16 protein-coding genes and 1 pseudogene are annotated in these 19,624 nt (G+C 55.8%); 12 read left to right on the top strand and 5 right to left on the bottom strand.

Annotated features, from left to right (window positions below):
- Positions 1-251: 251 nt before the first annotated feature.
- The 10 genes from B4F73_RS11145 to B4F73_RS16840 all read left to right on the top strand — a co-directional run bounded on the left by B4F73_RS11145 (position 252) and on the right by B4F73_RS16840 (position 12,775).
- Positions 252-1,625: an aspartate aminotransferase family protein gene (locus tag B4F73_RS11145; protein WP_290483281.1), complete on the top strand. Its 1,374-nt coding sequence runs from the start codon at positions 252-254 to the stop codon at positions 1,623-1,625.
- A gap of 1 nt (position 1,626) precedes the next feature.
- On the top strand, positions 1,627-3,099 hold the full coding sequence (locus B4F73_RS11140; protein WP_290483280.1) for an NAD-dependent succinate-semialdehyde dehydrogenase: 1,473 nt from the start codon (positions 1,627-1,629) through the stop codon (positions 3,097-3,099).
- The gene (locus B4F73_RS11135) at positions 3,099-4,418 is read left to right on the top strand and encodes a putative porin (RefSeq protein ID WP_290483279.1); all 1,320 of its coding nucleotides are present in this window, start codon (positions 3,099-3,101) and stop codon (positions 4,416-4,418) included. The genes B4F73_RS11140 and B4F73_RS11135 overlap by 1 nt, the downstream gene beginning before the upstream one ends.
- Before the next feature lie 44 nt (positions 4,419-4,462).
- A complete protein-coding gene (gene ald, locus B4F73_RS11130) occupies positions 4,463-5,554 on the top strand; it encodes an alanine dehydrogenase (RefSeq protein WP_206990570.1) in 1,092 nt (363 codons plus the stop codon).
- 269 nt (positions 5,555-5,823) lie between these two features.
- The gene (locus B4F73_RS11125; RefSeq protein WP_290483278.1) at positions 5,824-8,133 is read left to right on the top strand and encodes a Tex family protein; all 2,310 of its coding nucleotides are present in this window, start codon (positions 5,824-5,826) and stop codon (positions 8,131-8,133) included.
- A gap of 273 nt (positions 8,134-8,406) precedes the next feature.
- Entirely contained in the window at positions 8,407-10,401 is a 1,995-nt protein-coding gene (locus B4F73_RS11120; RefSeq protein WP_290479513.1) for a TonB-dependent receptor domain-containing protein, read from the top strand.
- A 122-nt stretch (positions 10,402-10,523) separates the two neighbouring features.
- Entirely contained in the window at positions 10,524-11,174 is a 651-nt protein-coding gene (locus tag B4F73_RS11115; protein ID WP_290483277.1) for a MotA/TolQ/ExbB proton channel family protein, read from the top strand.
- Positions 11,152-11,553 carry an ExbD/TolR family protein gene (locus B4F73_RS11110; protein ID WP_290481650.1) on the top strand — a complete coding sequence of 134 codons (402 nt, stop codon included), beginning with the start codon at positions 11,152-11,154 and terminating at the stop codon, positions 11,551-11,553. The genes B4F73_RS11115 and B4F73_RS11110 overlap by 23 nt, the downstream gene beginning before the upstream one ends.
- Complete coding sequence (locus B4F73_RS11105) at positions 11,550-11,930, top strand: ExbD/TolR family protein (protein WP_290479516.1); 381 nt, start codon at positions 11,550-11,552, stop codon at positions 11,928-11,930. The genes B4F73_RS11110 and B4F73_RS11105 overlap by 4 nt, the downstream gene beginning before the upstream one ends.
- Positions 11,927-12,775 carry a cell envelope integrity protein TolA gene (locus tag B4F73_RS16840; protein ID WP_414651870.1) on the top strand — a complete coding sequence of 283 codons (849 nt, stop codon included), beginning with the start codon at positions 11,927-11,929 and terminating at the stop codon, positions 12,773-12,775. The genes B4F73_RS11105 and B4F73_RS16840 overlap by 4 nt, the downstream gene beginning before the upstream one ends.
- A 27-nt stretch (positions 12,776-12,802) precedes the next feature.
- Here the strand turns inward: B4F73_RS16840 and B4F73_RS11100 are convergent, their stop codons facing one another.
- Positions 12,803-14,266: a DUF2271 domain-containing protein gene (locus tag B4F73_RS11100; RefSeq protein WP_290483276.1), complete on the bottom strand. Its 1,464-nt coding sequence runs from the start codon at positions 14,264-14,266 to the stop codon at positions 12,803-12,805.
- A gap of 182 nt (positions 14,267-14,448) precedes the next feature.
- Here B4F73_RS11100 and B4F73_RS11095 point away from each other — a divergent pair, with 182 nt between their 5' ends.
- Complete coding sequence (locus B4F73_RS11095; RefSeq protein ID WP_290481648.1) at positions 14,449-15,246, top strand: DUF4198 domain-containing protein; 798 nt, start codon at positions 14,449-14,451, stop codon at positions 15,244-15,246.
- Positions 15,247-15,276: 30 nt separating this feature from the next.
- Entirely contained in the window at positions 15,277-15,786 is a 510-nt protein-coding gene (locus B4F73_RS11090) for an EF-hand domain-containing protein (protein ID WP_290479519.1), read from the top strand.
- A gap of 358 nt (positions 15,787-16,144) precedes the next feature.
- Here the strand turns inward: B4F73_RS11090 and B4F73_RS11085 are convergent, their stop codons facing one another.
- The 4 genes and pseudogenes from B4F73_RS11085 to B4F73_RS11070 form a co-directional block, all read right to left on the bottom strand.
- Positions 16,145-17,536, bottom strand: coding sequence for an alginate export family protein (locus tag B4F73_RS11085; RefSeq protein ID WP_290483275.1), 1,392 nt, complete (start codon positions 17,534-17,536; stop codon positions 16,145-16,147).
- 45 nt (positions 17,537-17,581) lie between these two features.
- The gene (locus tag B4F73_RS11080; protein WP_290483274.1) at positions 17,582-17,992 is read right to left on the bottom strand and encodes a hypothetical protein; all 411 of its coding nucleotides are present in this window, start codon (positions 17,990-17,992) and stop codon (positions 17,582-17,584) included.
- A 75-nt stretch (positions 17,993-18,067) separates the two neighbouring features.
- Entirely contained in the window at positions 18,068-18,403 is a 336-nt protein-coding gene (locus tag B4F73_RS11075) for an ArsR/SmtB family transcription factor (RefSeq protein ID WP_290479522.1), read from the bottom strand.
- A 99-nt stretch (positions 18,404-18,502) separates the two neighbouring features.
- Positions 18,503-19,036 (bottom strand): annotated as a pseudogene (locus B4F73_RS11070) (GMP synthase (glutamine-hydrolyzing)); the annotation flags it as partial.
- Between the last annotated feature and the right edge of the window lie 588 nt (positions 19,037-19,624).

Below are 19,624 nucleotides of genomic sequence, written 5' to 3'. Positions count from 1 at the left end.
TGTGGTGACAAAGTTGAGTCAGACCCATCGGCTTGCGGATCAGAAGCGGGTTTTCGACGCCCTCGAAACTCACAGCAACGTTCAGGATCAGGAAATCGCGCGGCACATGCGCAGTCTTTGGCAAAAATAGTCACATCGCATTGGTCATGCACCATCGGTGCTGAAACCGCACCACTCCAATCGGTTTAGTCATCTTTTCCCTTCCGCCGCCTGAGCCCAACATGGGTTCAAACAATTGAAAGGGACGCACAATGGCGATCGCGCATCGGAATACAGCCCAGTGGCAGGCCATGGACGCCTCTCACCACATACACCCGTTCTGCGATCCAAAAACACTCGCAGAACGTGGCGTGCGCGTCATAACGAGCGCAGACGGCTGTTATGTTTATGACAGCGACAACAACAAGATCCTAGATGGGATGGCTGGCCTTTGGTGTGTGAATGTCGGGTATGGTCGCCAGGAACTGGTTGATGTTGCGACCGCGCAGATGGAGCAATTGCCATTCTACAATTCGTTCTTTCAAAGCTCGACGCCTAGCCAGATCGAACTTGCGCAAAAACTGTCAGAGATCGCACCGGGGAACCTCAACCATTTCTTTTTCGCCAATTCCGGATCCGAGGCGAATGACACCGTAATCCGCATGGCACGCCATTATTGGCACGTCCGCGGCAAGCCAAAGAAACACAAGTTCATTGGCCGTCATCTCGGATATCATGGCAGCACGCTTGCCGCGACCAGCCTCGGCGGCATGAAGCACATGCATGATATGGGATCATCCATGCTTCCTGGCTTCGAGCACATCATGGAACCCCACTGGTACGCTCACGGAGGGAATATGAGCCCCGAGGAGTTCGGTCTCCGGGCAGCACATGCACTGGAAGAAAAAATTCTCGAAGTTGGAGCAGACAATATCGCCGCATTCATCGGCGAACCAATTCAGGGCGCTGGTGGCGTCATCGACCCACCTCCCAATTACTGGCCCGAGATTCAGAAGATCTGCCGCAAGCATGATATCCTTCTGGTATCAGACGAGGTCATCTGTGGTTTTGGACGTCTGGGGGAATGGTTTGGATGCCAGCACTATGGTGTCCAGCCTGACATCATGCCGATGGCCAAAGGCATGTCATCCGGCTATCTGCCGATTTCTGCGGTGGCTTTCAGCGATGAGATATTTGAGACCATCAATGAAGGTGGTCCCATCTCTCATGGCTACACCTATTCCGGGCACCCCGTCGCTTGCGCGGTTGCGAATGCCAATATCAACATTATCGAACGCGAAGGCTTGGTGGATCGCGTAAAGAATGATGTCGGCCCCTATCTGCACGCACGGCTCCAGCAGCTATTTAATGAACATGCAATCATTGGTGAAGTACGCGGAGCTGGCCTGATTGCCGGTCTTCAGCTCATCAAGTCACGGGAAGCATGCGAACACTTCACGGCTGAAGACAATGCGGCGAATATCTGTCGTGACATATGCCTCGATAAAGGCCTGATCATGCGTGCCGTCGGACAGGCAATGGTGATCTGCCCTCCGCTTACTATCACGCATGCGGAAATAGACGAACTGATCGACATCGCGTCTGCCGGCCTTTCGGAAACGGCTGCCTGCTTGGGAGTCGCATGACATGTCCGTCATGCAAGTCTCGACTGCGGACTCCGTAGCGACGTCGAATGCTCTGCTGCACCGGTTGAAGGAGCGCATAGCCGCATCGTCTGTGGAAAAATCATTTACCGTGACCAATCCCGCAGACGGATCCATTGTGGCAAAAGTGCCGGATCTTGGCGCGCCGGAAACGGAAAAAGCGATTGCGCTGGCAAATGATGCACAGGTTGCATGGGCCGGGCTGACGGCGGGAGAACGCGGAGCGATACTACGGCGGTGGCATGACCTTATTCTCGCATCAGAAAAAGAACTTGGCGAAATACTGACACTCGAACAGGGCAAGCCTTTGGCAGAAGCCCGCCGGGAAGTGACGTTTAATGCCAGCTATATTGAATGGTTCGCTGAAGAGGCCAAACGCGCTTACGGTGATGTGATACCGACCAGCGCGTCCTCCCGGCGACAGCTCGTCATCAAGCAGCCCGTGGGAATTGTCGGCGCCATTACGCCCTGGAACTTTCCGAGCGGCATGATAACCCGCAAGGCTGCGCCTGCACTGGCCGCCGGGTGCGTGATCATCCTGAAGCCATCCGATGAAACGCCCTTGTCAGCGCTGGCACTGGAATGCCTGGCAGAGGATGCCGGTTTCCCAGCCGGCGTTTTCCAGGTCATCACTTCGAAAGATCCAGCGCCCGTTGCCCAGACACTGACCAGCCATCCACTCGTTCGCAAGATCTCCTTCACCGGATCTACGCGCGTTGGAAAACTACTGATGCAGCAAAGCGCCGACAGCGTAAAACGCATGTCACTCGAACTGGGTGGGAACGCGCCCCTCCTCGTGTTCGATGATGCAGACATCGATGCAGCCGTTGCAGGCGCGCTGGTCGCAAAGTTTCGCAATGCTGGACAAACATGCATCTGCGCCAATCGCATTTTACTACATACGTCCATCAAGGACGCATTTCTTGATAAATTCGTGGCAGCGGCAGAGGCCATGAATGTTGGGGACGGACTCGATCCATCTTCTGACATGGGGCCAATGATCAACACCGCCGCTAAGAACAAGGTTCAGGCTCTGATAGCAGACGCTGTCGAAAAGGGCGCGACAGTGTCCGCGTCTCGTCACTCCTCAGACGTCGGAAATTTCATGCCGCCTACCATCCTGTGCGATGTCACAACGGATATGGACATCGCACACACTGAGATTTTTGGCCCAGTTGCGCCGGTTCTCGTTTTCGAAAACGACGAAGACGCCATCGCATTGGCCAATGATACGCCTTATGGGCTCGCCGCATATTTCTGGACCCGAAAGCTTTCGCGCGCCTGGCGTGTCGCTGAGCAATTGGAAGTCGGCATGGTTGGATTGAACGATATTGCGATCTCAGGAGAGGCAACACCTTTCGGAGGCGTCAAGGAATCCGGCATCGGGCGCGAGGGGTCTCGCTACGGCCTCGATGACTATCTGAATGTGAAGTATATCGCGATGGGGGGAATCTGATGTTCTACCCGAATACGGTTTCGACAAAATTTCACCTCCTGAAAGCCAGCGCTATCATAGCTATCGCTTCTGCGACGGTGCCAATGGCCGCACTGGCCCAGGACGCCGCAACGGATAATCCAGCAGCTCTCATCGCCGAGCTGCAGGAAAAACTACGCTTACAGGACGAACGACTGGCGCGCCTTGAGCGGATGCTGAAAGACGCGACAAATGTGCCAGCCAAGCTTGCAACAAGCGACCGGGACACGTCCCCCGTTGACGTGGCAGAAGCCACGGTCGCAGATACGCGTCCTGCCGCCCCGACTGGGAATCTCAACATAAGTGGCGATATGCGCCTCAGATATGAGCATAACTCGTCTGATGGCGACGAACGCGATGATGCGCGCGGCGTCGTGCGTGGGCGTATCGCGGCCACATATGCCGCGTCACCTACTCTCGAACTTGGTGCCAGGCTCGTCACTGGAGATCCTGACGATCCAAATTCAGCCGACGTTTCGCTCTCCAACTTCAATGACGATCTTCAGGTAAGCCTGGACCAAGTTTACGGCATCAAGACGTTCGGCAAATTGTCCGTGCTGGGCGGAAAATTTGCGAACCCATTCCGGCGCACGGATCTCGTCTGGGATGGCGATGTGAACCCGCAAGGCTTGGCAGCCCGCTACGCGGCTCTCGACAATGGTTCGACTCGTATCGGGGGTAGCGCGCTGTTTTTCCCGATTGAGCGTTCGACCGCCGCCCAAGACAGCACAGCATCCGGATTTCAGCTCACCCTCGATCAAAAAGCCAGCGAAGCGTGGGAGTTCGGATTTGCTGCCGGATACTACGACTATGAAATCGAGGCGGTTGGCACAGCAGACTCCGGTGATACACGCACCAACTTGCTTGATGGTTCAGGCGCTTATCTGTCCGATTTTGATCTTCTCAATATCATGACGGAAGCGTCCTTTTCCGGCTTTGGAGATCGCTGGCCACTGGAAATCAAGGCTGAATATGTTCGAAATCTCGGTGCGGACGATTATGATACAGGCTATTCAGTCTCCGCATCGCTTGGACAGGCGAGCGCGCCAGGAACCTATAGTTTCGGATATGGCTATCATGTCGCAGAAGCCGACTCGGTATTCGCGGCCTTTGCGCAAGATAACATACCATATGCCAGCAACTATCTTCAGCACACATACTCGTTCTCCTACGCACTCAGCGAGCACCTCCAGATGAATACGAGCCTGTATGCGTATCGGCTCAAGGATGAAATCCTCATCCCGTTCGCCACCGACGACTGGCAACAGCGACTTCGCGTAAATCTGGTCGCGAACTTCTAGACCCTCCTTCATATATCGGACCCACATTTCAAAGGATTGTTGACTTGCGTATTGGCACCCCAAAAGAACTCAAGAACCGTGAATATCGCGTGGGCCTGACGCCACAAGGCGCCCAGGAACTCGTACGGTCGGGTCACTCTGTATTCGTCGAAACCGGCGCGGGCGAAATGGTTGGATTTTCTGACGAACTGTATGAATCGGCAGGCTGCACAATTTCCACGAACGCGGACGAATTGTTCGACTCTTCCGATATGATCATCAAGGTGAAAGAACCTCAACCAGTTGAGATCGCGCGCCTGCAACCACGACACACGCTGTTCACCTATCTTCATCTGGCACCAGACCCTGAACAGACCCGCGGACTTTTGAAGTCGGGCGCTACCTGCATTGCCTATGAAACAGTAACCGACCGGTTTGGACGCTTGCCTTTGCTTACCCCAATGAGTGAAGTGGCCGGACGCTTGTCAGTTCAGGCTGGCGCCAAGTATCTTGAAATAGCTCAAGGTGGCTCGGGAACACTATTGGGTGGCGTTACCGGCGTCGCTCCAGGCAAGGTACTCGTCATCGGAGGTGGCGTCGCAGGACGGAATGCGGCGGAAATGGCCGTCGGGCTGGGAGCAAATGTCACCATCCTCGATCGCTCACTTGATCGTCTTCGGGAACTGGACGCATTCTTCGCGGGTCGCGCCCGCTGTCTTTACTCCACATCGGCTGCGATCGAAGCTTCACTTCTGACCGCTGATTTGGTGGTCGGGGCTGTCCTGCTTCCCGGGTCGGCTGCGCCAAAGGTCGTTTCAGCCGAACAAATCTCGATGATGAAGCCCGGATCAGTGGTTGTGGATATCGCCATTGATCAAGGCGGCTGTTTCGAAACCAGCCGTCCGACCACACATGACGAACCCGTCTACAATGTTGATGGTGTCTGCCACTATTGCGTTACCAATATGCCAGCAGCAGTTGCCCGAACATCCACAATCGCCCTGTCAAACGCCACCCTGCCCTATGCGATGGCGCTGGCCGATTTGGGCACCGAACAAGCCGTGAAGACCGATCCACATCTGCATGCCGGCATCAATGTAGCCCATGGTGACATTGTCCATCCCGAAATTGTCGCGGCGATGGCTGGCCTCATATGACGTCAAGCCGGATATCCTGAGATTTACGGCACTTATGGCGACCATCGTCGCGGAACTTGCCCCCCCATACGAACCCGGCCTGAACAAGGCCGGGTTTGGCAAATTTTAGAGCAAGACTTGAGCGCTGCGAAAGATGGCGCGAATGACATCCCATTCCGCTCTTCGCAACATTTGGTTAACCTTGATCTCCAAGATGCAAGGCAGCGGTATCGCTTCGGCTTACCACCTCTTTTTCTGGAACTGTCTTAATTACGAAGGCCCAAGTGTTCATGCCTGCAGTCAAGCTGTCTGAATCCGCCGCTTCCTTTTCCATCGCTCAAATAATTGCCCACGATCTCAGCGTTCGCGAAGCGCAGGTTGCGGCGACGATTGGGCTCATTGAAGAGGGCGCGACCATACCTTTCATCGCACGCTATCGGAAGGAACGTACGGGCGGCCTGGACGACACTCAATTGCGGCAATTGGCAGAGCGCTACACCTATCTGACAGAGCTACAAGCAAGGCGTGAAACAATCCTGTCGTCCATTGGTGAGCAGCAAAAACTCACGCGCCCGCTTGAGCGTGCGATCTGGAATGCTGAAACCAAGGTTGAGTTGGAAGACCTGTACCGACCATACAAGCCGAGACGTCGAACGCGGGCGACAATTGCACGTGAACAGGGGCTCGAGCCTTTGGCCGAAACACTCCTGAAATGTGCAGGCGATCCTGAAAAACTGGCTGTTGCCTATGTTGATAGTACCAAGGATGTGGAAACGGTATCGGCAGCTCTCGAAGGTGCCCGAGACATTCTGATCGAACGAATGGTCGAAACTCCATCCATCGTCCGCCACGTCCGGGAAAAGGTCTGGGAGGCGGGTGAATTGAGTTCACGGCTGGTCAAAGGCAAACAGGCTGACAAATTTCGGGATTATGCGGACTTCGCTGAACCGCTCGAGAAAATGCCGTCCCACCGCGCTCTCGCAATGTTGCGCGGAGAGAAAGAAGGCGTACTGAAAGTCGGGGTCGGAATCCAGACACGCAAGGCTGATACGCCGCGTCAGGCAATCGCTCGAATCTGTCAGGAATTTGGCATTAACGCATCGGGTAGCATCGGTGATCGCTGGATGCGGGAAACCGCCGAAAAGGCTTGGTCGACCAAGCTTGCCAAATCCGGTGCCTCTGACTCGCTGGCCCGTTTGAAGGAGCGTGCCGAGGCAGAAGCGATCCAAGTATTCTCCAACAATCTCAAGGATTTGCTTCTCGCCGCGCCGGCCGGAAAGAAAACGGTCATGGGCATTGATCCCGGCATCCGAACCGGGTGCAAGATTGCCGTAGTCGATGCGACTGGCAAATTGCTCGATACCGCCACCATTTATCCTCATGCGCCGCGCAATGATCGCGCGGGCGCACTGACCATCATAACGCGACTTGCCGCCAAGCACGGCGTGGATCTTGTCGGCGTTGGCAATGGCACAGCCGGCCGGGAAACGGACGCTCTGGTTGCTGAGTTGGGTAAGGCAGCACCGGAGCTGAAACTGGCCAGCATCATGGTGTCGGAAGCTGGCGCCTCCGTCTATTCGGCCTCACAGCTAGCTGCTGACGAGTTTCCGAATCTGGATGTCAGCTTGCGTGGGGCAATTTCCATTGCACGGCGCCTTCAGGACCCGCTGGCCGAACTGGTCAAAATCGAACCGAAAGCGATTGGCGTCGGCCAGTACCAGCATGATGTCGATCAGGCTGCACTCGCCCGCTCGCTCGACGCGGTTGTGGAAGACTGCGTGAATGCGGTTGGCGTCGACGTCAACACAGCCTCCGCTCCCCTCCTCACGCATGTCTCCGGACTTAACACGACGCTGGCCAGCAACATCGTCGCTTTCCGCGACCAGAATGGACCGTTCTTGACACGCAAACAGTTGAAGAAAGTCCCGCGCATGGGCGCAAAGAGTTTCGAGCAATCGGCTGGATTCCTGCGCATCGTTGGAGGCAAGGACCCGCTGGATGGATCCGCCGTACACCCGGAGTCCTACCCAATTGTCGAACGCATCGCCAAGGCAACGAAACAATCAGTGAAGTCCCTGATCGGCAACAAGGCAGTCCTGTCACAACTCAACCCAGCTGACTTCGCTGATGCGACATTTGGTGTTCCTACAATCCGGGACATTATCGCCGAACTGGAAAAGCCAGGCCGCGATCCAAGACCTGACTTCCAGACCGCGAGCTTCCAGGAAGGCGTCAACGAAATCGTCGACCTCAATCCCGGCATGAATCTGGAAGGCGTGGTGACAAACGTCACCGCCTTTGGCGCCTTTGTAGATATTGGCGTTCATCAGGATGGCCTCGTTCACATATCTCAACTGGCAGACCGCTTCGTGGAGTCACCGCGCGACGTGGTCAAAGCTGGCGACATTGTGCGCGTTCGCGTGCTGGAAGTGGATATAGACCAGAAGCGGATCAGCCTGAGCATGAAGTCGTCCGCCGACTCGCAAGCGGGCACGCGTCCCAAACCGGCGCCCAAGGCGCAACCTCGAAAAGCGCTCGAGCCGACAGCTGAAGCACCCCCGAGCAGCCCATTCGACGTGCTGAAATCTCTCAAGCGCTAGCCCACTTGCATAACGGTATTCGAAAGTTAGCTCTCCACTCCAATTCGCAACATGTCAGCCCCAATCCCTCATTGACTGGCAGGGTTGCCGCCAGATGGCCGGCATATGAGTGAATATCTGCCTCCAGGCAGATAGGCCGACACCCCGAATTGGCAGATGATGATCTAAAAGACTCATTTTGCGAATAATTTTCATTTGCAAAACAGATTGCCACGCGCTATCCCGACCCCACATTGCGACTGAGTTGCATTAACGCATTATCTGGAGGGGTCCATGAACCACATCGTAAACCGTAAAACCGCCCTGTTCGGGGCCACAGCGATCGTATCGATCATTATGCTTCAGGCACCAGCCTCCGCGCAGGAAGACGCGAACACTGACAGTGAGGAGTTCCTCGGCACGCTGACGCTCGGCGAGAGTAAAAGGGAAGTCCAGACCGACACCGCCACACCAGTCACGGTCGTCGATCAGGAAGAAATAGAAGACCGCCAAGCTGGCACTGTTGCGGAATTGATTGACTCCGTTCCTGGCGTCTCCCTCGTAAACGGCTCCACCCCGATCGGATCCGGGATCAATATTCGTGGCTTTGGCGCCAACGGCACTTACGGAACTGACCAGAAAGTAGCAATTCAGGTCGATGGCGCGAGCGTGGGCTCGGAAGAACTCTATCGTATTGGCACCCAGCTTTATACCGATCCGTATCTCTACAAGAGCGTCGAAGTGATCCGCGGGACTGTCGGAAGCTTTGAGTACGGATCTGGTATTATCGGTGGGGTTGTGCGCCTTGAGACGATCGATGCGTCAGACCTCACGGGCGGCGAAACGGGGCTCGCCTTCCGTCAAACCCTCGGCGGCGCAACCAATATGGACGGATTCAACTCCTCCAGCACGCTCGCAGTCCAACCCACGGAAAACCTTGAGCTCCTTGCGAACTATTCCTGGCGCGAGCAACACAATCAGGAAGATGGTAATGACAATGTCATTGAGAACAGCGAATTTGAACTGCCCTCCTATCTGCTGAAGGCCCGCTATACGGTCGGGGACCACAGCATGCGCGCCAGCTATACCAATTCTGAGACAACCGAACGGGACAAACCATACGACTCCTTCGGTACGACCGGCGGCGCATTTGGAAATGTGGATCGTGACACCAAGTCCGAAACGATATCGCTTGCCTACAATTTCAATCCTATCACGAATGATTTGGTGAACCTTGATGCGGTGTATTCCTACGCCAATCAGGAAATTGATCAGGAATGTATTGTCGGCAGTGGCCCGTTCGGATGCTTCGCCACGGTCGATGCCGACCATCGCTACGAGACAACGAAGTTCACCGTGAAGAACACAGCCTATATTGAAACAGGCGCTCTGGTGCATGATTTGCGCACGGGCATCGAGTTCATCCAGAAAGAACGTCTTGATGCAAATTCGGCCCCAGGCGGTGAAGACAATCGCATCGCCCTGTTCGTAGTCGACCAGATCGACTTTCTGGATGGATGGACATTCGCACCAGCCCTTCGGTTTGAAAGCTCAGAAGTCGAGGGGACCCTCGATGATGGCAGCGCTGCGAGCTATGACAATGACGCGCTCATGGGCGGGGCATCGCTCCGTTATCAGTTTGACAATGGCGTTGCCCTCTTCGGAAGCTATGCTTACACGGAAAGCCTCCCCATTCTCGATGACCTCGAGAACGAGGTCTATATGAGCCAGCCAGAGATCGGGAAGACTTATGAGTTCGGCGCATCCTACGACCTTATCGGTGTCCTTGGACAGGATGATACGCTTTCCATGAAGGCCAATTATTATCACACGGATCAGGAAGATAACACGTCTTACTCAGGTGTGGACTCGATCGAAATCCAGGGGCTGGAGCTTGAAGGATCGTACGCCCGCCGCGACGGCTACTATGCTGACCTCAACGCCAATATCGTTGATGCAGAACAGACCCGCACAGACAGCACCGTCGCGGATTGGACGAATGCTCCAGCCAACACGCTGCGCCTCACGCTCGGCAAGCGCTTATCGAGATTGGCCGATCTGTCCAGCGAGTTCGTGCTGGCAGATGAAGCAGACCGCAATGGCACGACGACCCCGGGCTTTGCCACTGTCAATTTGCGCGCAACGATCACTCCGCAGGAAGGTGTCCTGAAGGACACATCCTTCCGCTTCGGGTTTGAAAACCTGTTCGATCATAATTACACGCCGCTCCTTTCTACGCGTCCGGCGGCTGGGCGGAACATCAAGTTCACGGTGTCGAAAGCCTTTTAGACAGTACCCCACCGATGCGAGCACCATGCGCGGCTGCCAACAGCTGCATGGTGCTCGTAACAATTCTCCAAACATTCCCGCAGCGAACTGAGTTTCAAAGCGAAATCTGATTGGAAACCCGCATGCTCACAATGTTTCAAAACTTATATGATGTCGGCGGTCCCATCCTTACCATCCTTCTGCTTGCATCCATTTTCACGCTCGCCCTGACAGGCTTCAAATACTGGCAATTTCGGTCGGATCAGATCGGACGCCTGAAGCCGCTCAAATCTGCCATCCGCGCTCTGGACGCTGGCGATGAGCAAGATGCATCGGATCAGCTCCGCGCATCGAAACATTGGCTGGCGAACATTCTTCTGTCCGCTTTGCCGCTACGCGGGCGAGAAGGCCTTGTTGCCCGACTCGAAGCCGAAGCCGACCTCGCGTTGCAACCCTATGAAGGTGGCTTTCGCGTCCTTGATACGATTGCTCAATTGGCCCCCCTGCTAGGGCTTCTCGGAACGGTGCTGGGGATGATTGAGGCGTTCCAGGCCCTGCAATCTGCGGGATCACAGGTAGATCCGGCAGCCCTTGCTGGCGGTATCTGGGTCGCCCTGCTGACCACCGCCGCAGGCCTCTCCGTCGCCATGCCTACATCCATTGCGCTGTCCTGGTTTGAAGCTCAGACTGACCGCGAACGCGCTTTCGCCGAGCATGCATTCACAGTCCTCGTTACACCGGAAACGCGCGCGACGTCAGCCAGAGAAATAGTTGCTGCTGGATATGGCACTTAAGCGCACCCGCCCACGCCGTCGCGCGTCGATCACGTCCCTTATCGACGTGATCTTTCTGCTGCTGCTTTTCTTTATGCTGGCTTCTAGTTTCTCAAAGTTTTCCGAGGTCGAGATAGCCTCAACCACTGCAGCCGCCGGTAAGACCTCCGACAACCCCATCCTTATACTAACCATTGGAGCTGATACCCTTCTGCTGGACGGAAAGGCGGTCCCGCTGAGTCATCTCGCTTACAAGCTCGAAATACATGAAAATGATGAAAGCGTACCGACAGTGGCGGTGAAGTTAACAGACGATGTTACCACGCAAACACTGATTGATGTCCTCGCTGAACTGAAACGTACGCCCTGGATTGAGGTGCTCGTGGTGGAGCCGACATGAAGCGTAGCAAACTGCAAACCCGCCGCGATCCCGTGATCTCACTGATCAACATCGTATTCCTGATCCTGATCTTCTTCATGATTGCAGGAACGCTCGCCTCCCCACCTGATCCATCTGTAAGATTTGTTCAGACCCAAGATCTCGAATGCTGCGTCCCTCCAGACGCGGTGTCGATCGACAAGACCGGTCAACTACGCCGGGGAGGCACTCCGGTCAGCCTGGAGAGTGTTCTCGACAGCCCGGCGGCAGATACGTCTTCCCTACGCCTTCTTCCCGATCGCGAACTGCCAGCGGTGCAACTCCTCAAGCTGGTGAAAGAGCTTCGAGCGAGCGGTAGGACCAACATCATTGTCGTGACGGAGGACACCACAGGATGACGAAAGCGAATGTGGTCAAATTCTCGATTGCGCTGTCAGCAGCGGCAGCGGCCCACTTGAGTGTGTTGGCGTATACAGTCCCTCACGCTCCGCCGACATTGGTGGCAGGAAACAGCTTCGGCGTGCAGTTTGGAACAATGGCCTCGTCGACAAATGCTTTCCAGCACGAAGCCCCGCCATCGGACGAACCTGAACCAAGCCCAGCACAATCAGAACAGCCGCCCGCCACCCGCTCCTCACCGTCACCTCAATCACCGGAGGCAGCCCCCAAAGTCGAGAAGACAGCTCCGGATGAGCCCAAATCCGAAACTCTCGTTGCAGACGCTGACCCGCTTTTGCCTGAAGAAAACACTGACGAGCCGGCCGTTGTAGACCGTCAAATCAAGCCGGCAGCTCAGACAGCGCCAACCACGGCAGTTTCCTCTGCGACCTCAGCGGCACCCCAGACAGAACCCGCCGAGTACAAGCCAGCTGGCAACAACTCACACCGAAAAGCCAAAACGTCTGTCAATGCGAATAGTCCAGCTACCAAGGAATCTGGCGGCGACTCTGCTGCAAGCGCAAAGTCCCCAGCAGCAGGAAATTCGGAGCATTCGAACTATTCGGGAGAGGTGATGAGACACTTGTCCCAACTGCGTAGACCGCGCGCTTCCGGTCCCGGATCCGCTCATATTCGATTCACGGTTTCCCCTCGTGGTACGATCAAACACATTGAAGTCTCCCAAAGCTCTGGCTCATCCAGGTTTGATCGTCAGGCCTTGATCTTTGTGAAGAAAGCATCGCCATTTCCCGCTCCGCCAACTGGCATCAGCCACAGCTTTACTGTCGAGATTGAGGGGTCTTGAGGATATTCCGAGGGAACAACTTGAAAATCAGTACGTCGAGCCAAACCGAACCGAAACGTGTCCAAGCTCATTCCCAGGCTCAATCTCGTGATTGAACGCATCAGCAGAAAGGGTGAAAGTAACGCTCTCATGCTGATGCTCGCCATGTTCGCGAGCAGCTTCAAGATGCAAGATGTACTCGCCTGGACCAACTGTGTGGCCATCATCTGTCCGGCCATCCCATACAAGTTTGTATTGTCCGGGGCGCCGGGTTGGACCTGAGATCGCATCGACAAGGCTCCCGGCCTTTCGGCCAAATCGTCGGTGCCAGTAATAGTTCTCCTCCATCCAGCGCGCTTGTTGACCGGCAAGCATGAGAATCCGCACCAAATTTCTGTCTTTGTCTGCAATCCATACCGCCACATAGGGGCGCTCATAGTCTGCAATATCTTGATCGGGAATCTCGAACTCAATGGAAAATTCATAGCCCGTCGTCCAGCTTGCCTCTATCTCGCTGGTCGCCTTCCCCTCAGGCTTCAAGCCACCCCAACCTGAAGTCTGATGATGTCTTTCATCCTCCGTCACGATCTCCGCTTCTACGCCCGGCAGACTCTCCACGAGATTCAATCCTCTCTTGAGGTCCATCACCAGGAGTGCCGTTGCAAGTGCGTCTGCGGTGATGGCATCTGACGCATAGACCGTCGCCGTGAGAGCGTGAAAGACTGGCCAGCCATCTGCGGGGGATATGACATGGCTATAGGGCTGCCCCCCAACCAAACGATCACGAGGTCCCGAACCGCTTGTTGCGACCGCCCCTTCATTTATCTGCACACGGCCTTCTAACGCTGATCCGCCTTCTCCAAGCTCAGAGCCGCGGGTGATCGCGACGGCCCATTGTCCGTCTTGAGGGCCTGCGCCCCAGGTCCGTATGTCACCCCCAATGTTCATCAACAGTCCTGAGACCTTTGGGGACGCGGCAATGGCCGCCTCGACGGCCGTGTCCAGAATATACCCCTTTGCCAAAGAATCGGTAGCGAAAATCACCTCATCCGGTCGGTTGACGGTTCCCTTCCCTGCATCAATTTCAACACTGGCGCGCCGTATCTCTCCAGCAGTTATTCGCATGGCGGGACGGTTTGGCAACTTGTTCTCACGTTCGGCGACGGCCCATGTATCGATCAAGCTGCCAATACGACAGCTCAGCGCATTCGACGTTTGCATCCGATAGGCTTCACAGCGCTCCAGTACACGAACCATGTCGTCAGTCACTGTCGTGTCGCTGGAGCGATTTAGACGCGATATCTCGCTGGAGTTGTCATATGTGCTGAATACGCCGCGCAAACGTTCGATCTCCTTGAGAATCGCCTCCTCTGCCTTGTTGGCATCTATCTCTGAGGGGGCATTCACAACAATATCCAGGGAGGTTCCGAGAACATGATCATGATGTCGTTTGAACATATCCGCCGTCGCGACACCGGGTAACATGGTCACCAGAACGGATGTCAAAGCCATGCCTGACAAGGTCTTTCGCATCGAAATCTCCGTGGGTTGAGCGTGCAGACGCGCTGACTGCACTTAAAAGGCGCTGAGCACGACGCCCGCAGCAAAAACCAAAAATCTCTACTTGCAACTAAATCGCATTCTCAGTACATGCAAGTGATAATTATTCTCAATAACGTGACTGAGGGGTCTTTATGACAATTTTGAAATTTGGTGCAGCCGGAATCTTATCGGCTACCACGCTTTGCGCAGCCGCTTACGCTCATACATCTTTTATGTATCCCAATGCATTCGTCACGACGGAAGGCGATCACGTCACTGTGCAGGCATCCTTTAGTGAGGACCCCTTCGTGCCAGAGATCGCCGTTCTTTCGGAGGACTATCATGTCATTCTTCCGGATGGCTCGCGGGAAGACTTCAAGACCCTAACCCAGTTGCGCCAGGTGGTTGTTCTTGAAAGTGATCTGGACACCGAGGGAACCTATCGATTTACCACCGGTGTCCGCTTGGGTCGAAAAAGCAAGAAGGCCCTTGTTGATGGTGAATGGCAGGCGGTTTTCGGACCCGATGCGGAAGTTCCTCAAAATGCAACCGAGGTCATCACCAGTCAGACCGAAACGGTTGCTGACGTCTATGTGACGAAAGGAGCTTCCACGTGGGAGGCGGTCAACTTGCCAATCGGCCGCTTGCTCATCACGCCCGTCACCCACCCAAACGAGATTTATCTAGGAGAGGGATTTGAATTCAAGCTCCTCTTCGATGGCCAGCCGCTTGCTGGCCAATCTGTGGAAATCAAACGGCAGGGCGGAACTTATGAAACGCCGAAATACGAACGCCATGTAGAGGCAGATGACTCCGGAACCGTGAGCCTGTCTTTCGACAAGCCAGGCAAATACCTCCTCATGACCCGTCACGCAGTTGACGCGCCAGAAGGCGCAGAGACTGATGAACGCAGCTACACAACCTCCCTGACTTTCGAAGTTGCTCGGTAAAAACCCTTCCACCAGAACGGAAACCCAAACATGAAATCCATTTACCCGGTCTTGTTGACCCTGGCGCTCGCGCCTCTCACCGCGTGTGCCACCCATGACACCAAAGCGTCGGCTGAAGCCGAGACTGCAAGCGCGGCCGCAGTCACGCCTGAGTCCGAAACTCCACGTCGTTCCGCTGACGGACATAGCAAGGATGCATTCTTCCAAAAGTATGACCTCGATGGAGATGGGCAAGTCACCGAAGCCGAATTCATGTCAGAGCGCGCGAACGGCTATCTCAGACGCGATGCCAACGGAGACGGAAATGTCCAGTCTGAAGAATATGTTTCCGAGTATGAAACCCGTTTGCTCGAGCAACTTGAGGCACAGCGCAAACGCCAAATCGACCAGGCAGATTTCCGGTTTACCGTGCTTGACACAGACGAAGATGGAAATCTCTCGCTCGACGAATTCCACGCCTCCGGCAAGCGCATGTTCTCGACCCTCGACACGAACAAGGACGGATCGGTCGACGATCTGGACAACAAAGATAATTACTAGTCCAGACAGTGCTGAACAAAAACAACCAATCCTCTTGCTGGAATCCAATGGAAGGAGGCGCCTGCCCCCTTCCATTGGATGGCATCCTGACGATTTCCTATTTCGAGACCCGCAATCGCTTGAATTCGCCATCGTCTGAATCGTAACCGGGTCGATCCGCCGTCGAAATTGACGCAAATCCACACCGAGGAATGTATTGCGACCAACTTCTGCACACTCGGTACCCGCCAGACGCAAACATCCCGCGAGCTTGAAGTCCTAGAATAAAAACATACCGAAGACATTTACATGCATGCTGACCCGATGGGAGCGCTTCCCGGACGATGAGATAGCGTTCAAACCGGTCCAGGATGGCTCCCTAGAAGGTAAAGGTAAGTTGTGCGTATCCGAACAGTGTCCCGTCCCCATCTGGACCACCCGGTACGTCTTTGGCAAATTCGCCATACATCAGGGCGGAGGCACCGAGTTCCAGGCGGAGACTGTCCGGCAGCACCCAGTAGCGTGCCCGCCCGTCCAGCGTGTGTCCGATGAAATCGCCGGATTGGCCGGACGGATCCCGCAGCTTGGCAATGACCCAGCTGTCAGTCTTCGACGCCAGATGCGCCGCATGATAGTAGAAACGGGCGTCCCATCGGGCACCCGGTTTCACTTCCACCCGAAAGCCCGGCGCATTCAGATTGGCGGGAGTCAGAGGCCCGTGAATGCTGGTATTGTTGAGATCGGTCCGCCGGGACCCGAACAGGCGCTCATGCTGGTCGTAATTGAGGTCAAACGGGTCTTCGTCGCCGCTGGCATGATAATATTCCAACGCAAAGCGCGGCTGCCATGGCGTATCGAATGTGTACCCGACCGCGGCAAACAGCATGGAGGCCTCCACCTCAAGGCTTTGCGTGTCCATTGGATCGTTTGAGGCGTAGCGGCTGCCGCGTCTCAGGGCGCCTTCTAGGTCAATGTCCCACTGTCCGGAAACAGGCTTCCGGTACAGACGAAAGCCCGGCGCGAAATAGGACCTGTCAGGCGTCGGGAAGTCGCCGGAATCCCGCTCTTCCAGTCCGTAGGCGAACACTTCGCCCCAGAGGCCTGGCGCCAAAGCCGGCAAGATATCCGCGCGGCGATAATGCACGCCCCAGATGCGCCGCTCCCACTGTTCCTCATCCCCTGACAGTTCATTGTCATCCAGCGCAGGCCGCGCATCCGGATAGCGCGCGGTCGGCACGACATAGACCAGATGGAGTTCGTCCCCGCGCTCAGCCGTGGAGACGAAATGCGCGCCGGTATAGCTCTTGATGACATTGGCAAAATCAACGCGCTCGATCTGGCGTTTCGAGCCGATGGAGACCGTTTGCCGCCCAAGGGTCAGCTTGCTGGACGACCCCTCTCCGAAGACGCCCGGTAACTCGTCGATGCGGGCATAGAACTGGAGAAGGTCCAGCGGATTGGCGATGCTGCTGGAGAGCGGCGTGCCGGCATCGGCCAGATAGGTCCGGCTGTCCTGTATCTCGACCCCGAAAGAGATCGGCCCGGTGTCTGCTTCAGCCAGCAATAGGCTGCGGAACAGTAGCAATTGGTCGCCGCCCTCACCGCCGGCCCGAAACTGCCCCTGCAGCGTCTCATAGCGGACGCGGGTCTCACCCTTGAGCGTCAGCCAGGCCGGAGTGTCTACGGCATCCCTGAGCCGAAAAGCCTCCTCCGCCTCGGCAACAGAGCATATGTGCGCCATCAGCGCGAAGGCCCACAAAATTCGTCGCATATTCTCTCCCGCTTCGCGCCCGAGTCACGTTGCGGTTCTAAAACATTATTTGACCGAGAATTGAAGTGTTCCGCTGGTCTCAGCTGGAAGAATTGTCTGGCAAATCCCGCTTTCAAACGCGCCGAACGGGCATGTCAGGCCTTCCTCCATCAGTTTCAAGGTGACCGGCGAGGCCCCGGTCTGATAGGTGCAGGCGGCGGTTGAGACATCGCGCACAAACAACATGTCCGTACTGGTTGACCCTCGCCCCTTCACGCTAGCATTCGCCTCACCCCGTCCGGTGACCGCGACACAGTCGATATCCCAGTTTCCAGAGCCGCTTGCGCGCAGCTCCAGGTCACCGGTTGTGGCAGAAGTTTCGGCCGCTGCCTGGACCGAGTCCGGCGCGCCCGCGCAGGCCGCCAGTCCTATACCGGTCAAAGCGATTATAGCGTACGTCCTCAGTCCAGTTCGCATATCATCCTCCCGTGCGACTTTGGAAAGACTTTAGCGCGATACAGACTTTATTTCAATATTCTGCCGAATATTGATTTAACAATTTATTTTCGATTTCCTGGCGAGCGGATCACACACTTCTGGATGACCGTGACAGCAATTGTCGACCAGCACCGAGAGCAACTGGTTCACGCCATCAATCCTGGCCGTATAGATCATCCGGCGCCCGTCACGCACGACGCTGACCAGCCCGGAATTAACCAATATGTTGAGATGTCCCGACAGCTTGTTAGGCGCGACGTCCAGATGTTCGGCAATGGCGCCTGCCTGCAAACCTTCCGGCCCCGCCTCCATCAGGGCCCGGAACGTCAGCAGCCGGGTCTCCTGCCCAAGCGCGGAGAGCTGTTTCAGCGTGTCGGTCAGATCAGTCATACGGGCGATTCTACCGAGTTTGGGCCGCGTGTACAGAGCGGCGTGAAATGGACTCTCAGGACAACAGGCCGAGAATAACCGTCACTCAGGGCAAAGTCACTATTCCCACTCGATCGTGCCGGGCGGCTTGCTGGTCACGTCATAGACGACGCGGTTGACGCCTTTTACCTCATTGATGATGCGGGTCGCGACACGGCCGAGGAAGTCGTGCTCGTACGGATAATAGTCCGCCGTCATACCATCGGTTGAGGTCACGGCGCGCAGGGCGAGCACGGCCTCATAGGTGCGTTCGTCCCCCATCACGCCGACCGTGTTGACCGGCAGCAAAACGCTGAAGGCCTGCCAGATTTCGTCGTACAGTCCCGCCTTGCGGATCTCGTCGATATAGATCGCGTCCGCCTTGCGCAGCGTGTCGGCCTTCTCGCGCGTGATCTCGCCGGGAATGCGGATCGCGAGACCCGGTCCGGGGAATGGATGCCGCCCGATAAAGCTCTCCGGCAAGCCCAACTCACGGCCCAGCGCGCGCACTTCATCCTTGAACAACTCACGCAGCGGCTCGACCAGTTTCATGTTCATGCGTTCCGGAAGGCCGCCAACATTGTGGTGGCTCTTGATCGTCACGCTCGGCCCGCCAATGGCNNCAAAGTCACTATTCCCACTCGATGATGAAAGAACTGCAATTTTTGTATTGAATCAATACCTTGCAAAAAACCTGTGGAAAACTACCGTCGCCGATTCCGGCAATATCATTCCGTAGGCAAATTGAATGATGCACGCATGACGTATCGTTGCAGTTGACACGATTCCGGTGCACGGCCTGAGCGTAGCCGAATTACGGTGTCGGCTCCAGTTCGCCCTGACCTCAGCACTGCCGGACTGGGCTTAAGTAGCGGGACGCTCAACACAAAGCTCGGCAAGTTACATTTCATCGGACAGAAGCGCGCCTTGTCCGAGGGTTTGAAACATACCTCAAGCTACCAGCCCCCTGACCGACGCACACGCCGGATCGCGGTCCTCTCGCCGTTTAGCTTTCACGCGCCCCAAGCCTACATTACCATGTGGCGAACCACACACCAATCAGCCCCTTGACTGTCAGAAATACTTGCCCTATTTTCTGACATAAAGGAGCCGGCTATGGCCATCGACAAGATCAAACGCCGCATCATCGGCAAGGGACGCGGGGCTGTCTTTACCCCCGCGGATTTCCTTGATCTCGGCTCG

Source organism: Hyphomonas sp. UBA3601 (assembly GCF_002375605.1).
Taxonomy (GTDB): domain Bacteria; phylum Pseudomonadota; class Alphaproteobacteria; order Caulobacterales; family Hyphomonadaceae; genus Hyphomonas.
Note: the sequence above shows the minus strand (reverse complement) of the source record. Positions and strands in the feature narration are given on the sequence as shown.